12 protein-coding genes are annotated in these 15,194 nt (G+C 60.8%); 4 read left to right on the forward strand and 8 right to left on the reverse strand.

Annotated features, from left to right (window positions below):
- Positions 1 to 162 (reverse strand): hypothetical protein, encoded by a 162-nt coding sequence (locus IPM27_01915; protein MBK9160320.1) that lies wholly within the window; start codon positions 160 to 162, stop codon positions 1 to 3.
- Between the two features lie 60 nt (positions 163 to 222).
- Positions 223 to 879 carry an HAD-IA family hydrolase gene (locus IPM27_01920; protein ID MBK9160321.1) on the reverse strand — a complete coding sequence of 219 codons (657 nt, stop codon included), beginning with the start codon at positions 877 to 879 and terminating at the stop codon, positions 223 to 225.
- 59 nt (positions 880 to 938) lie between these two features.
- Between IPM27_01920 and rlmM the strand changes: the two genes are divergently transcribed.
- The gene (gene rlmM / locus IPM27_01925) at positions 939 to 2,000 is read left to right on the forward strand and encodes a 23S rRNA (cytidine(2498)-2'-O)-methyltransferase RlmM (GenBank protein MBK9160322.1); all 1,062 of its coding nucleotides are present in this window, start codon (positions 939 to 941) and stop codon (positions 1,998 to 2,000) included.
- Here the strand turns inward: rlmM and IPM27_01930 are convergent.
- Positions 1,990 to 2,955, reverse strand: coding sequence for an RluA family pseudouridine synthase (locus tag IPM27_01930; GenBank protein MBK9160323.1), 966 nt, complete (start codon positions 2,953 to 2,955; stop codon positions 1,990 to 1,992). The genes rlmM and IPM27_01930 overlap by 11 nt on opposite strands.
- 470 nt (positions 2,956 to 3,425) lie before the next feature.
- Here IPM27_01930 and IPM27_01935 point away from each other — a divergent pair, with 470 nt between their 5' ends.
- Positions 3,426 to 5,903, forward strand: a complete 2,478-nt coding sequence (locus tag IPM27_01935; protein MBK9160324.1) for an Rne/Rng family ribonuclease — start codon at positions 3,426 to 3,428, stop codon at positions 5,901 to 5,903.
- A gap of 76 nt (positions 5,904 to 5,979) precedes the next feature.
- On the opposite strand, the gene IPM27_01940 is transcribed toward IPM27_01935, so the two are convergent.
- Positions 5,980 to 6,462: a low molecular weight phosphotyrosine protein phosphatase gene (locus tag IPM27_01940; protein ID MBK9160325.1), complete on the reverse strand. Its 483-nt coding sequence runs from the start codon at positions 6,460 to 6,462 to the stop codon at positions 5,980 to 5,982.
- Between the two features lie 147 nt (positions 6,463 to 6,609).
- Between IPM27_01940 and IPM27_01945 the strand changes: the two genes are divergently transcribed.
- Positions 6,610 to 6,903 (forward strand): TusE/DsrC/DsvC family sulfur relay protein, encoded by a 294-nt coding sequence (locus IPM27_01945; GenBank protein ID MBK9160326.1) that lies wholly within the window; start codon positions 6,610 to 6,612, stop codon positions 6,901 to 6,903.
- 62 nt (positions 6,904 to 6,965) lie between these two features.
- Here the strand turns inward: IPM27_01945 and IPM27_01950 are convergent, their stop codons facing one another.
- The 3 genes from IPM27_01950 to uvrB form a co-directional block, all read right to left on the reverse strand.
- Complete coding sequence (locus IPM27_01950) at positions 6,966 to 8,333, reverse strand: DEAD/DEAH box helicase (GenBank protein MBK9160327.1); 1,368 nt, start codon at positions 8,331 to 8,333, stop codon at positions 6,966 to 6,968.
- Between the two features lie 61 nt (positions 8,334 to 8,394).
- Positions 8,395 to 8,625 (reverse strand): DUF3820 family protein, encoded by a 231-nt coding sequence (locus IPM27_01955; protein MBK9160328.1) that lies wholly within the window; start codon positions 8,623 to 8,625, stop codon positions 8,395 to 8,397.
- Positions 8,626 to 8,655: 30 nt separating this feature from the next.
- A complete protein-coding gene (uvrB, locus tag IPM27_01960) occupies positions 8,656 to 10,680 on the reverse strand; it encodes an excinuclease ABC subunit UvrB (protein MBK9160329.1) in 2,025 nt (674 codons plus the stop codon).
- Positions 10,681 to 10,807: 127 nt separating this feature from the next.
- On the opposite strand from uvrB, the gene IPM27_01965 reads away from it, so the two are divergent.
- Positions 10,808 to 11,998, forward strand: a complete 1,191-nt coding sequence (locus tag IPM27_01965; protein MBK9160330.1) for a pyridoxal phosphate-dependent aminotransferase — start codon at positions 10,808 to 10,810, stop codon at positions 11,996 to 11,998.
- Between the two features lie 131 nt (positions 11,999 to 12,129).
- On the opposite strand, the gene IPM27_01970 is transcribed toward IPM27_01965, so the two are convergent.
- Positions 12,130 to 15,165 (reverse strand): AsmA family protein, encoded by a 3,036-nt coding sequence (locus tag IPM27_01970; protein ID MBK9160331.1) that lies wholly within the window; start codon positions 15,163 to 15,165, stop codon positions 12,130 to 12,132.
- Positions 15,166 to 15,194: the final 29 nt, after the last annotated feature.

Raw genomic sequence — 15,194 nt, forward strand, 5'->3', positions numbered from 1 at the left:
TTAGAAATAAACCAAACTAAACCCTGGCACCACGAAGAGCACGAAGAGCACGAAGGCCGCGAAGAACAACGACAGGTTGTTCCGCAAATGAAATTCGCCTTGCCGATAAACATTCACCCTCATGCCGCTCCATGGATCCGGGTTGGCGGGGATATCGTCCAAGGACGGCAGACTCGTAAAAAGTCTTCGTGATCTCTGTGGCCTTCGTGGTGACATGAATTATCAGGCATTCGCTCCCAGCCACGCCCGCAATGCCGCGAAATCCTCCACCAGCGCCAGCGGCTCCAGTTCCTGCAACTGCTCCGGCGGATGCGCGCCGTGTCCCACGGCCACCACGTCCACGCTGGCGTTGTGCGCCAACTGCACATCGTGCGTGGTATCGCCCACCATCAGGGTGCGTTCGGCACTGACCGCCAATTCGTCCATCAGTTCAAACAGCATCGCCGGATTCGGCTTTGAAAACGTCTGGTCCGCCGTGCGTGTCGCGTGGAAATAGCGCTTCATGCCGGTCGCCTCCAGCGCCCTGTCCAGCCCGGCGCGGCTCTTGCCTGTCGCCACACCGAGACAATAACCCGCATCGTGCAATTCCGCTATCGTTTCGCGCGCGCCGTCGAACAGCGGGATATCCTGATCCTGCGCCAGAAAATGATGCCGGTAACGTTCCACCAGCGGCGGGTACATCGATTCCGGTGCTGCCGGCACGGCATGGCGCAATGCCTGGGTCAGGCCCAGCCCGATCACATGGCGCGCCGCCTCGTCGCTGGGTACGGGCAGGTCAAGGTCGCGGCACGCCGCCTGGATCGAACCCGCGATCACTGCGGTCGAATCCATCACCGTTCCGTCCCAGTCGAACACGATCAGATCGTAACGCCTGTCCATCGCCCATCCTCAAAAAAAGAGGCGCGGATATTACCATCAGCTATGACACAATGCGCGCCATGCAAACTCCAGAGATCATTCATTGGCTGCTGTATTGCCGTCCCGGCTTCGAACGGGACTGCGCGCAGGAAGCGTTGCGCCAGGCGCGCTCGCAACGTCCGGTCATTGCCGAACAGCCCGACGTGACCGCCGACAGCGGCTACGTCGTGGTCGCGCTCAACGGACAGCAACTGCGCTATCGTGAACTGGTCTTCGCGCGCCAGTTGATCCGCCTGCAGCAGACCATCGAATCGTTGCCGGAGCGCGACCGCCTCACCCCCGTCCTCGCTGCCGTCGCGTCGTTGCCCGGACATTTCAGCACGTTGTGGCTGGAAGTGCCCGACACCAACGACGGCAAGACCCTGTCCGCTTTCACCCGCCGCTTCCAGCCGCTGCTGGACAGCGCGTTGCGCGAACAGGGGCGGTTGCCGGACGATCCGCGCGCCGTGCGGCTGCACCTGTTCTTTCCCGACAGATCCACCGTGCTGGTCGGCACCAGCGACCCGTACAACAGCGCGCCTTACGTGATGGGCATCGCCCGCCAGTCCATGCCCGCCGAGGCACCGAGCCGCTCCACGCTGAAACTGGCCGAGGCCATCGAGGTGTTCATGGACAAAAGCGAGCAGTCGCGCCTGTTGCGGCAGGGCATGAGCGCGGTGGACCTGGGCGCGGCCCCCGGCGGCTGGACCTGGCAACTGGTCAAACGCGGCCTGCGCGTTGCGGCGGTGGACAACGGTCCGATGAAAGGCACGATGGCCCGGCACCCGCTGGTGCAGCACCTCAGGCAGGATGGCTTCAAATACGTGCCACGCAAGGCGGTGGACTGGCTGGTCTGCGATATGGTGGAAAAGCCGTCCAGGGTCGCCGACCTGGTCGGAACATGGTTCGTGCCGGGCTGGTGCAAATACGCCATATTCAACCTGAAACTACCGATGAAACAGCGCCTTGCCGCAATCGACAGCGCTCTCGGCAGCATCCGGAACCGTCTGGATGAAGAGGGCATCAACTACCGGATGCTCGCCAGGCAGCTCTACCACGACCGCGAAGAGATCACGGTATTGTTGACGCGGATCAAGAACTAGCCCCGGCATCCAGCCGGGCGATGAACTTCTGCAATTCCCCGGGCAGCGGCGCTGTCAGTTGCAGCGGCTCGCCGGTCAGCGGATGGTTGAACGCGATCGAATGCGCGTGCAGGAACATGCGCTTCAGCCCCTGTTTCATCAGTTCCCTGTTGCGCGCGAAGTCGCCGTACTTGTCGTCGCCCGCGATCGGAAAGCCGAGGTGAGACAGATGCACGCGTATCTGGTGGGTACGCCCCGTCTTGAGATGCGCCTCCAGCAAACTGAACCCGGTTCCATTGTTTTGCGGCGCCCAGTTTTTCTGCAGGTTAAAGATGGTATGCGCGGCCTGCCCCCCCTCCTTGACGATCACGCGCTTCTCGCCCTGCGGGGTATCGAACTTGTGCAGCGGTAATTTGACATGCTGCCGGGCGTTCTGCCATTTCCCGAGCACCAGTGTCAGGTAACGCTTGTCGCTGTTCCCTTCGCGCATGATCTCGTGCAGACCGGTCAGGGCCGAACGCTTCTTGGCCACCAGCAACACCCCCGAAGTTTCGCGGTCAAGGCGGTGCACCAGTTCCAGGAACTTGGCTTGCGGACGCGCCCGGCGCAACTGTTCGATGACCCCGAAGCTCACCCCGCTGCCACCGTGCACCGCAACGCCGGATGGCTTATCTATCGCCAGAATGGCGTCATCTTCGTACAAGATCGGGAATTCGAGCGCCGGAATGAGGTGTTCGACCGCCTCGTTTTTGGCCGCCACGCGGATCGGCGGGATGCGCAGCACGTCGCCCAATTGCAGGCGGTAGGTCTGGTCGACACGCTTTTTGTTCACCCGGACCTCGCCGCGCAGGATGCGATAGACGTGGCTTTTCGGAACGCCTTTCAGATGGCGGAACAGGAAATTGTCGATGCGTTGCGACTCGCCACTTTCGTCTATTTCGAGAAAGGTGACAGATTCTTTGCTTAAACCATTCATTATGCTTATACTTCGTCGCTCGCGCGTTTTTGGTATCGGGTCAATTAGGGAAGTACTCTTCCACGCCAGGAAATTTGGCACAAGCGACGGCGACATGCGCCGCCACCCGACCAGCCGCAGCCCGGTTAATATCGCTCACCGGAACCAGCAGCGATAGTAATTGATTTACGCGCTCGAAGCACCCGTGGATTTTATGCGCTGGAGCAAGCGTTGGGACACCTTATCTGGTCGAGCCGGATGATTGCAGGAGCCGCCATCTGGCCGCCCTGCACGTATCCGGGAATTCTCCCCCTCCGTGTCCGCAACCAATGCTGCAGCACCAAAAAGATTACCAAGACAAGCTACTGACAGAGAACTGATTTTGACCAACCGTTTGCACAAATTACGACTGTTTGCACGATTGATCCTCTCTCACGCCTGACCGCGTGTAGCGATGTCCTGCCCGTGTCAGAGCGCGGGAGACAATATAAATGAAACGCATGCTATTCAATGCGACGCAACCGGAAGAACTCCGCGTCGCCATTGTTGACGGTCAGAAACTCATCGACCTCGACATCGAAACCGCCGGTAAAGAGCAACGCAAGAGCAACATCTACAAAGCCGTCATCACCCGCGTCGAGCCCAGCCTCGAAGCCTGCTTCGTCGAATACGGCGGCACCCGCCACGGATTCCTCCCCTTCAAGGAAGTCTCACCGCAGTTCTATCTGCCCGGTTGCGGCAACCGCCCCACTGTCAAGGAAGCATTGAAGGAAGGCCAGGAACTGCTGGTCCAGGTCGAAAAGGACGAACGCGGCAACAAGGGCGCGGCGCTGACCACCTACATCAGCCTGGCCGGCCGCTACATCGTGCTGATGCCGAACAATCCGAACGGTGGCGGTGTATCGCGCCGTATCGAGGGCGAAGAGCGCAACGAGCTGCGCGACGTGCTGTCGCGCGTCGAAGTGCCGCAGGGCATGAGCATCATCGCGCGCACCGCAGGCATCGGCCGCAACGAGGAAGAACTGCAATGGGACCTGAACTACCTCAAACAATTGTGGGACGCGATCGAAGGCGCAGCGGAAGCTGAAAAGGCGCCGTCGCTGATCTACCTGGAAAGCAGCCTGGTGGTGCGCGCGATCCGCGACTACTTCAATCCCGAGATCGGCGAGATCCTGATCGACACTGAAGACGTTTACCAGCAAGCCCATGCGTTCATGAGCACGGTCATGCCGAACAACGTGAACCGCATCAAGCGTTATGTGGACGACGTGCCGCTGTTCTCGCGCTTCCAGATCGAGCACCAAATCGAGTCCGCCCATGCGCGCGAAGTGCGCCTGCCATCCGGCGGCGCGATCGTGATCGACCATACCGAAGCGCTGACCGCGATCGATATCAACTCGGCGCGCGCCACTCGCGGCTCGGACATCGAAGCAACCGCGTTCAACACCAACCTCGAAGCGGCCGAAGAGATCGCCCGCCAGTTGCGCCTGCGCGACCTGGGCGGCCTGATCGTGATTGATTTCATCGACATGGAAAGCAGCCGCAACCAGCGTGCCGTTGAAGACCGCCTGCGCGACTCGCTGCACTACGACCGTGCCCGCGTGCAGACCGCCAAGATCTCGCGCTTCGGCCTGCTGGAACTGTCGCGCCAGCGACTGCAACCCAGCCTCGGCGAAAGCAACTACATCGCCTGCCCGCGTTGCAGCGGCATCGGCCATATCCGCGGCACCGAATCCTCCGCGCTGCACATCCTGCGTATCATCCAGGAAGAAGCGATGAAGGAAACCAGTATGGCGATCCATGTGCAGGTCCCGGTTGATGTCGCAACCTTCCTGCTCAACGAAAAGCGTTCCGACATCCACCGCATCGAATCGCGCCTGAAAGTCTCGGTCACGCTGATCCCCAATCCGCATCTGGAAACCCCGAACTACAGCATCAACCGCCTGCGTCTGGACGACATGACGCCGGAAATCATGCAGGCCAGCTACAAACTGGTGGAAAAACCCGAAGACAAGCCGCTGGGCGCTGCACAAGAGCAGCAGAAAGCCACCCGCGCACAGGCTGTGGTGCAGGGCATCACCCCGGTGCAACCGGCCCCGCAAAAGACGGAACCCGCCCAACCTTCCCTGCTCGGCAAACTGTTCGGCTGGCTCAAATCGCTGGGCGAGGACGAGGAGAAGCAGCCCAAGCCCGCCGCGAAGAAATCGCGTGCCCAGCCGCGTCGCGAACGCGCTGAACGCAGCGAGCGCGGCGAGGGTGGTAAACGCCGTGAACGCGGTGAGCGCGGCGAAGGCGGCAAACGCCGTGAACGTGCGGAGCGCGGCGAAAAAGAGACTCAGGCCGAGGCCAAGCCACAAGAACAGCGTGAACCACGCCAGCCCAGGCAGCCGCGTCCGCCGCGTGTCGCCGAAGAGAAGCCGGTGATCGAATCGGCAGCGCCAGCCGCTGCGGAACAGACCGAAGAAGGCGGCGCACGTGAAGGCAGTCGCCGTCGCGGTCGCCGCGGTGGCCGACGCGAACGCGAACGTCGCGAACAAGGTACGCAAAACGCAGAGACCCCGATGACGAATGCCGAAACCGCAGTCGCGGCTAAGCCGGCCACCGTCAAGCCCACGGAATATGTCGCGTATCCGGAAGGCTATACCCCGCCGCTGAAGCCGACGGAATACATCGCCTATCCGCAAGGCTACACGCCGCCGGTGAAACCGACCGAGTACATCGCGATGCCAACGGTTGTGACGCCCCCGCGCGCGCCGGAAGTCGCAGCAGCAAAACCCGTTGCCGCACCCGCTGTCATGAGCGAAGGCTTGGTGCAGATCGAGACCGCCGCAGAAAAGCTCAAGACCGTCTCGGCCGTTGTTCAGGAAGCACCCGCGCAACCGGCCAACCGCCGCAGGGTACGTCCACGTGAGGTGTATGTGGAAAACGAACCGCTGGTGCAGATCGAAACGCAACACCCGCAAGCGTAATCCTGCCATCCGGCAAAACAAAAACCGCACGGTGCAAGCCGTGCGGTTTTTTTATCATCGGAGCGAATCGCGACGGCTACAGATGCCGCTCTCGGATATGCTGCAACAACCCTTCCGCCGCATCCTCCACCATATCCAGCACCCGCTCGAACCCGTCCGCGCCGCCATAATAGGGATCGGGAACTTCGCGCTCCGCATGATGGCGCGCAAACTCGAGGAACAGTCTCGTCTGCGTTCCGCTATCCGGCGGCGCGATGCGTTGCAGGATGGCAAGATTGGCCCGATCCATCGCCAGCACATAATCGAAACGGCGGAAATCGTCCTCTGCCACCTGCCGCCCGCGCAATCCGCCCATATCGTAACCGCGCTGCTGCGCCGCCCGCTGCGTGCGCCGGTCCGGCGGCTCGCCGATGTGGTAATCGTGCGTCCCCGCCGAATCGATCAGGATGTTCCCGGACAAACCCGCATTCTCGACATACTGGCGGAACACCGCCTCGGCCGTGGGCGAGCGGCAGATATTGCCCATGCAGACAAACACGACAGAAACTTTTTTCATCATCTCAACCAGCCATCACCTTGTATTAACAACTCTAGCCCTGCTCAAATCCATTGTAACTGTATCGCCACACGGCGGTCTTTACTTGACTATTTAACTCGGGTTATTTACCATCTGCCGTATTCAATCAATTCCCAAGGAGCAACGATAATGGAAATCCCGACACGCGATGGAGACGGTTATCTCGAAAGCATGAATGACTGGACCCCGGAGATCGCAAAGGCGATGGCTGATGCCGACGGTTACGAGTTGAACGATGAGAAATGGGCACACATCATGAAAGCCCGCGAATTCTACGAAGAATTCGGCACTGTTCCGCCGATTCGCAAGTTCGCGAAATATATCGAGCAGGACCAGAAAGAACTCTTCGACCTGTGGATGACCGGCCCGATGAAACCCATCACCAAGTACGGCGGCCTGCCGAAACCGACCGGCTGCGTCTGAATCGCATCATGGCGGAGTGGCTTCCGCCTATCCCCTGCCGCACTGGGTAATTCCGCAAGTCTCTAACCTGGGCGCTTGAACAGCGCCGGAATCTGCACCTTGGGCTTTCCGGTCGGCACTTCGGGTTTCTCGATCGGCGCGCTCGGGCTGGCGACGCTCGGTTCATACGGCCTGTCGAACCACGGATCGTGCAGCGGTTTCTTGTTTGCGGGCACATGGTACTCGCGGCCGTGTTCGCGGTGCTCGCTACGCGGCGCACGGTGCGGCTTTGGTGCATAGTCGTGCGCGGGAATATTCGCGGCCTCCTTGCGGATATCGGTCTTGATCAGCTTCTCGATCTCCTTCAGGTACTTCTCCTCCTCAGGCGACACCAGCGAGATCGCCGTGCCGGAAGCGCCGGCCCGCCCGGTGCGGCCGATGCGATGCACATAATCCTCCGGCGCATGCGGGATCTCGTAATTGATCACCATCGGCAGATGGTCGATATCCAGTCCGCGTGCCGCCACGTCGGTCGCGATCAGCACCGCCACCCTGCCCTCCTTGAACGCATCCAGCGCCTGCATGCGCTCCAGCTGGCTCTTGTCGCCATGGATCGCGTCGGCGGACACCCCTTCGCGCTGCAACTGGCGCGCCAGGCGGCTGGCCGTCAACTTGGTCTTGGTGAACACGATCGCCTGCTTCGCATCGTCCCCCTGCAGCAACTGCGTCAGCAAATAATGCTTGTCCGACTGCTCGACCATGTAGGCCTTCTGCGTGACGTTCTCGGCGGTCGCATTGCTGCGCGCCATCTCGATCAGCGTCGGATAGATCAGGAAATCATCCGCCAGCTTCTTGATCTCGTCCGAGAACGTGGCGGAAAACATCAGGCTCTGGCGCTTCCTCGGCAACAGCGCCAGGATTCGCTTCAGCGCCGGCATGAACCCCATGTCCAGCATACGGTCCGCTTCGTCCAGCACCAGCATCTGCACCGTGTTCAGCAACACTGTCTTCTGCTCGATGTGATCCAGCAGGCGGCCCGGCGTCGCCACCAGAATCTCCACGCCGCGCTTCAGCGTCGGCGACTGCGTCTTGATGTCCACCCCGCCGTACACCACCAGCGAACGCACCTGCGTGTGCTTCGCATAAGCCTTGATGTTCTCTTCCACCTGCACCGCCAGCTCGCGCGTCGGCACCAGGATCAGCGCGCGCACGGGATGGCGCGCCGGAGAAGTACTGTTACTGGCATGCGGCAACAGCTGCTGCAATATCGGCAGCGCGAACGCGGCCGTCTTGCCAGTCCCGGTCTGTGCGCCCGCCATCAGGTCGAAACCCTGCAGCACCAGCGGGATGGCCTGTGCCTGGATCGGAGTGGGCGTGGTGTAACCGGAATCGGTGAGCGCCTTGAGGATTTCCGGCGCGAGGTTCAGATCGGCAAAACTAACGGTACTCAATGTCTGTTCTCTTCCTGTGTGTCGTTTCAATGTCCCGGCATTATACGCCCCTGCGGGGGATTCACGGCCGCCGCTTCTTGCGCAACGGATCGAGCAAAGCCGACAGCCCGTTGTGATCCAGCTCCTGCATCAGCGCCAGCAACTGCCCCAGTTCGCCGGGCGGAAACCCGGTGCGCGCGAACCAGTTGAGATAATTGCCCGGCAGATCGGCGATCAGGCGCCCCTTGTACTTGCCGTAGGGCATCTCGCGCGTGACCAGCAGTTCGAGGTGCTGATGATCAACTTGGTCCATACCTCACCCCGACCTTCGTTGCAGGCAATATCACAACGGCGACAGCAACACGCCGTCGCGCAGTTTCTTCAGTTCGTCGCGCAATGCGGCGGCGCGCTCGAATTCGAGGTTCTTTGCGGCCTTGAGCATTTCCTTTTCCAGCCGGGTGATCTCTTTCGCGACTTCCTTTTCGCTCATCGCCAGGTATTTCGCCTGCGTCTGGGCGGCCTTGAGCTGGCTGCGCGCGGCTTCCGGTTCGTACATGCCTTCGATGATGTCCTTGATGCGTTTCTGCACGCCCTGCGGGGTGATGTTGTGCGCGAAGTTGTAGTCCACCTGTCTGGTGCGGCGGCGTTCGGTCTCGTCGATGGCGCGCTTCATCGAGTCGGTGATGCGGTCGGCGTACAGGATGGCCTTGCCGTTGATGTGGCGCGCGGCGCGGCCGATGGTCTGGATCAGCGAGCGTTCGGAACGCAGGAAGCCTTCCTTGTCGGCGTCCAGGATCGCGACCAGCGACACTTCGGGGATGTCCAGCCCTTCGCGCAGCAGGTTGATGCCGACCAGCACGTCGAACTGGCCGAGGCGCAGGTCGCGGATGATCTCGACGCGCTCGACGGTTTCGATGTCGGAGTGCAGGTAGCGCACCTTGATGCCGTGCTCGGAAAAGTATTCGGTGAGCTGTTCGGCCATGCGCTTGGTCAGCGTGGTGACCAGCACGCGCTCGCCCGCCTTGATGCGCAGGTTGGCCTCGGACATCAGGTCGTCCACCTGATGGGTGGCGGGACGTACTTCGATCTGCGGGTCGATCAGTCCGGTGGGACGCACCACCTGTTCGACCACCTGCCCGGCATGTTCGGCTTCGTACACCGAAGGCGTGGCGGAGATGAACACGGTCTGGCGCATCACCTTCTCGAATTCGTCGAAACGCAACGGGCGATTGTCCATCGCGGACGGCAGGCGGAAGCCGTAGTTGACCAGGTTTTCCTTGCGCGCGCGGTCGCCCTTGTACATGCCGCCGATCTGCGGGATGGTGACGTGGCTCTCGTCGATGAACATCAGCGCGTTGGGCGGCAGGTAGTCGATCAGTGTCGGCGGCGGCTCGCCCGGCTTGCGCCCGGACAGATGGCGCGAGTAGTTCTCGATGCCCTTGGTGAAGCCGATCTCGTTGAGCATCTCGAGGTCGTGGCGGGTGCGCTGCTCGATGCGCTGCGCCTCGACCAGCTTGTTCTCGCGGATATAGAACGCGATGCGCTCGGCCAGCTCGACCTTGATGGTATCCAGTGCGGCCAGCACGGTGCTGCGCGGCGTGACGTAATGGCTGGACGGATAGACGGTGTAGCGCGGCACCTTCTGCAGGATGTGCCCGGTGAGCGGGTCGAACAGCGACAGGGTCTCCACTTCGTCGTCGAACAGTGTGACGCGCAGCGCGTGTTCGCTGCTTTCCGCCGGGAAGATGTCGATCACGTCGCCGCGTACACGGAACTTGCCGCGCGAGAAGTCGGTCTCGTTGCGCTCGTACTGCATCTCGACCAGGCGCTTGATCACGTCGCGCTGGTGCATCTTCTCGTTGTGGCGCAGGTGCAGGATCATGCCGTGGTAATCGACCGGGTCGCCGATACCGTAGATCGCCGAGACGGTCGCGACGATCACCGCGTCCTCGCGTTCCAGCAGCGCCTTGGTGGCGGACAGCCGCATCTGCTCGATCTGCTCGTTGATGCTGGAATCCTTCTCGATGTACACGTCGCGCGACGGCACATAGGCCTCGGGCTGGTAGTAGTCGTAATAGGAAACGAAATACTCGACCGCGTTCTCGGGCAGGAAGTCGCGCAGTTCGGAATACAACTGCGCAGCGAGCGTCTTGTTCGGCGCCATGACGATGGCCGGGCGGCCGGTGCGCGCGATGACGTTGGCCATCGTGAAGGTCTTGCCGGAGCCGGTCACGCCGAGCAACGTCTGGAACGACAGGCCGTCCGCGATGCCCTCCACCAGTTTCGCGATGGCCGCGGGCTGGTCGCCCGCCGGCTCGAACGGCTGGTGCAGGATGTAGGGACTGTCGGGGAAGGTGATGGTGGTCATGTCGAGCGGCATATTGTACGGGGAAAGGGTGGATTGCCAAATGGTCATGCATGATGTGGGATGCCACCTTTGTGCGGCACAGGATATAATCCGCGCCATTGTCCAACCCAACCATCGAGGAAATATCGTGTCTCTCTCCAATCGCGTACAAGCCATCAAGCCCTCCCCCACCCTCGCCGTCGCCGCCCGCGCGGCCAAGCTGAAAGCCGAAGGCAAGGACATCATCGGACTGGGTACCGGCGAACCGGATTTCGATACCCCGCAACACATCAAGGACGCCGCCATCGCGGCCATCAACAAGGGTTTCACCAAATACACCGCCGTGGGCGGCACGCCGTCGCTGAAGCAGGCGGTCATCGCCAAGTTCAAGCGGGACAACGGGCTGGACTACACCGCGAAGCAGATCCTGGTTTCCTGCGGCGGCAAGCAGAGCTTCTTCAATCTGGCACTGGCGACCATCAACCCCGGTGACGAAGTCATCATCACCGCACCGTACTGGGTGTCGTATCCGGACATCGTCATCATCGCGGAAGGCAAGCCGGTGATCGTGCAGGCCGACATCGCGCAGGGTTTCAAACTGACCGCCACACAACTGGAAGCGGCCATCACCCCGAAGACGCGCATGATCGTCATCAACAGCCCGAGCAATCCTTCCGGCTCGATGTACACGCTGGAAGACCTGAAGGCGCTGGGCGAAGTGTTGCGCAAGCATCCGAACATCCTCATCGCCACCGACGATATGTATGAACACATCCGGCTCGGTTCGGACAACTTCTACAACATCCTGAATGCCTGCCCCGACCTGTACGACCGCACCATGGTGATGAACGGCGTATCCAAAGCCTACGCCATGACCGGCTGGCGCATCGGCTATGCGGCCGGCCCGGAGCACATCATCACCGCGATGGAGAACGTGCAGTCGCAAAGCACCTCGAACCCGACCTCGATCTCGCAAGTGGCCGCTGAAGCCGCGCTGAACGGAGACCAGAACTGCCTCGCACCGATGATCGCCGCATTCCGTGAGCGCCATGAATTCGTAGTGGATGCATTCAACAAGATACCGGGCGTGAAGTGCATCAAGGCCGGCGGCGCGTTCTATGCATTCCCCGATGCGCGCGAGGCCATCGCCCGTCTGCACAAGCAAGGCAAGATCAAGGAAACGAACGATCTGGCACTCACCGAATACCTGCTCGAAGCGGGTGTGGCGGTGGTGCCCGGCTCGGCGTTCGGCAGCGAAGGCTACTTCCGCATCTCCTTCGCCACCTCGATGGAAAATCTCAAGAACGCACTGGAGCGGATTGCGAAGGCGCTTTCTTGATATTTCGGTGAAGACTAACCTTCAGGTTATGTCGCAACCACAATCTCAAGAACGCACTGAAACGTAGCGCTAAAAACCAAACCGCCGGCAGAACGCCGGCGGTTTTTTATTATCGGAAGTAATGCTGGTGATTAACGGGTGGCAACCAGGGTCGGGCCGTCGATCGTTCCGCCGATCTGCAGGGGCACGGTACCCATCCCGCCGCGCAAGCTCAATTCCGCAAACATCTTGCCCGACAGTTGGCGCCTGGAAATATCCAGCGCGCCGGTCGCATTCAGTACACCGGCCTTCATCCGCAACTGTCCGAATGAATACGCGTCGTTGGCATAGTTCAACTCGCCGCTCAATTCGTCGAAGTGCGTGCGTCCGCCCGGCAGGGTGCTCTTGCTGTGCAGGCGCGTGGTTTCGACGATATCGATTCCGGTGATGATGCCTTTGCTGACGACAAAAGTGCCTTCCGTCACCACGCTATCGGCCAGTTTCGACAGGCTGTCGGCCTGCATCCTGAACTTCGCCTTGCCGTCCATGTCGCCGGTCAGCAGCGGACTCACGTTCTGCAACGAGATAGCCTTTCCGACCAGCGTCCCCTGCGCGCTCCAACCGGAACGCCAGTCAAGGCGTGCATCGCCGAGCAGCACCCCACCGAAGGCGCGACTGTCGATATCGGTGATCAACAGCCCATCAGCGCTCAATTCTCCCTTCGCATTCAGGTCGTCGAATGTCCAGTTCGGCAATAGCGGCAATGCGCTGCCGCGCACTGAAATGGCAGTCTGGAATTTGTTGCCCGGTATGGCGTCGATGTCCACGGAGATTTTCCCTCCGTCGGAAGTCAACCGTGCCTTGGTGAACTTACCGGCTGCGTCGAAATCCAGTTCCCCGTCGATTCCGGAGAACTGTATGCCTTCCGCTTCCAGCTTGCCCTGAATCAGTTTGATGTGCGCAACCGGATGCTGACTTTCCGCAGCGACCTGCTGCAACCATCCGGCCACCTGCTGCAACGCGGCGCCGTCCACCTGAAGCCCCTCAAGTTCGATGCCGCTGACCTGCTTGTTCGCCGAGAACAACGCAGAGAAGGCGAAATCAAGCTGCGCCCGCTGCACCGTGATCTGGCCGGATCCGCCTACTGACACATCGCTCAATTCCAGGCGCGGCGTGGGCAGCAAACGCCCGGATGCCTTTCCGATATGCACTGGCTGCTGCAATTCCGCAGTGAGCGTCTGTTCGATACCGGTCACGTAGCCCTGCATCGGCATCACAGACGGAACGGCGAACAGTGCCACCAGCAATAATACGAACAATCCCGCGCCGATCTTTCCCCACGGCAGCGGCTTGCGTGCTGCACGCGCGGCAGCCGCTTCTTTCACGGAAGCCTTGCGCGCTTCTTCCGCCTTCTTCGCCTCGAGGTCGACCTGCGCCTTGGCTGCTGCTTCAGCCGCGCGCTGTTCCGCTTCCGCCCATGCTTTTGCCTGAGCACCGGCAAGCGCCTGCACATCTTCTTCAGACGGCATTCTCGGTTCGGCGGCAACCGGCTTAGCCGGTTCTTCCGCGGGCGCCTGTGATTCAGGCTCTGGCGTCAGTTCTTTCGGTGGAACCGGTTCTTCCTCCAGCTTGCTTTTAGGCTGTGACGGCTCCGCTTCAACGGGCGCATCTGCAACTGGCTGTTCTGTTTTTTCTTCCTGCATATTGAACAGCTCTATGCCACCCATCAGTTGCGCGTCGGTATCCTGTTTCTCTTCTTTATCTTCATGCTGTACATGATGTACATGTTCTTCCGGCGGTGCAGGAGTGTCTTCTGTCGCACCGATAGTGAACGGTTCCAGCTTGATCGATGATGTCTTCCCGGCCGTTTCCGGTTGCGCAGCTTCGGCAGATAATACTGCAGCTTCGACCTCTTCGCGTTCCTTGGCTTCGGCTTCTTCTTTGGCGCGACGCTCGGCTTCTTCACGCGCTTTGGCTTCTGCCTCGGCCTTGGCTTTGGCGGCTTCCTCTTCCGCTTTCAGGCGGGCAGCTTCGGCCTCTTCTTTGGCGCGGCGCTCGGCTTCTTCACGCGCTTTGGCTTCTGCCTCGGCCTTGGCTTTGGCGGCTTCCTCTTCCGCTTTCAGGCGGGCAGCTTCGGCCTCTTCTTTGGCACGGCGCTCGGCTTCTTCACGTTCCCTGGCTTCAGCTTCTGCCTTGGCACGGCGCTCGGCTTCTTCACGCGCTTTGGCTTCTGCCTCGGCCTTGGCTTTGGCGGCTTCCTCTTCCGCTTTCAGGCGGGCAGCTTCGGCCTCTTCTTTGGCACGGCGCTCGGCTTCTTCACGTTCCCTGGCTTCAGCTTCTGCCTTGGCACGGCGCTCGGCTTCTTCACGCGCTTTGGCTTCTGCCTCGGCCTTGGCTTTGGCGGCTTCCTCTTCCGCTTTCAGGCGGGCAGCTTCGGCCTCCTCTTTGGCACGGCGCTCGGCTTCTTCACGCGCTTTGGCTTCTGCCTCGGCCTTGGCTTTGGCGGCTTCCTCTTCCGCTTTCAGGCGGGCAGCTTCGGCCTCTTCTTTGGCGCGACGCTCGGCTTCTTCACGTTCCCTGGCTTCCGCTTCCGCCTTGGCTTCGGCTGCTGCTCTAGCTTTTGCTTCCGCTTCTGCCTTGGCCTTGGCTTCGGCTGCTGCTCTGGCTTTTGCTTCCGCTTCTGCCTTGGCCTTGGCTTCGGCTGCTGCTCTGGCTTTTGCTTCCGCTTCTGCCTTGGCCTTGGCTTCGGCTGCTGCTCTGGCTTTTGCTTCCGCTGCCGCCTTGGCTTTTGCCTCCGCCTTGGCTTTATCTTCCGCTTCCGCCGCGGCGGCGGCGGCGGCCAAGTCTTCCGCAGAAGGCGCGCGGAACACCGAGGTAAAGTCCAACTCCTCGGCACTTTCGTCGATTTCAGTTTTTTTCGGGGTGACTAACTTGCTCGGAACGGCCATTTTCGGGATATTGGCCGCCTTATCCTTGTCCTGGATGAAGCCGCCCTTTTCCAGCTCTGCGAACAGTTCGTCCAGTATGCTGCGCAAACTCGGTGCGGCGCGTTTGCTGATCTCGCTATAGGTGGATTTTCCGTCCACCAGCATCAAGGCGCGCTTGGCATCGCCATAGAGTTGCTTGGCGGTGCCGCGCATCTCGTCTTCGCCTTTGCTTGTCTTGATATAAACGGCTTTATCGTCCATGTCTCATTCTAACTGATAGCGTGTACGTA

The organism is Nitrosomonadales bacterium (assembly GCA_016716325.1).
GTDB lineage: Bacteria > Pseudomonadota > Gammaproteobacteria > Burkholderiales > Gallionellaceae > Gallionella.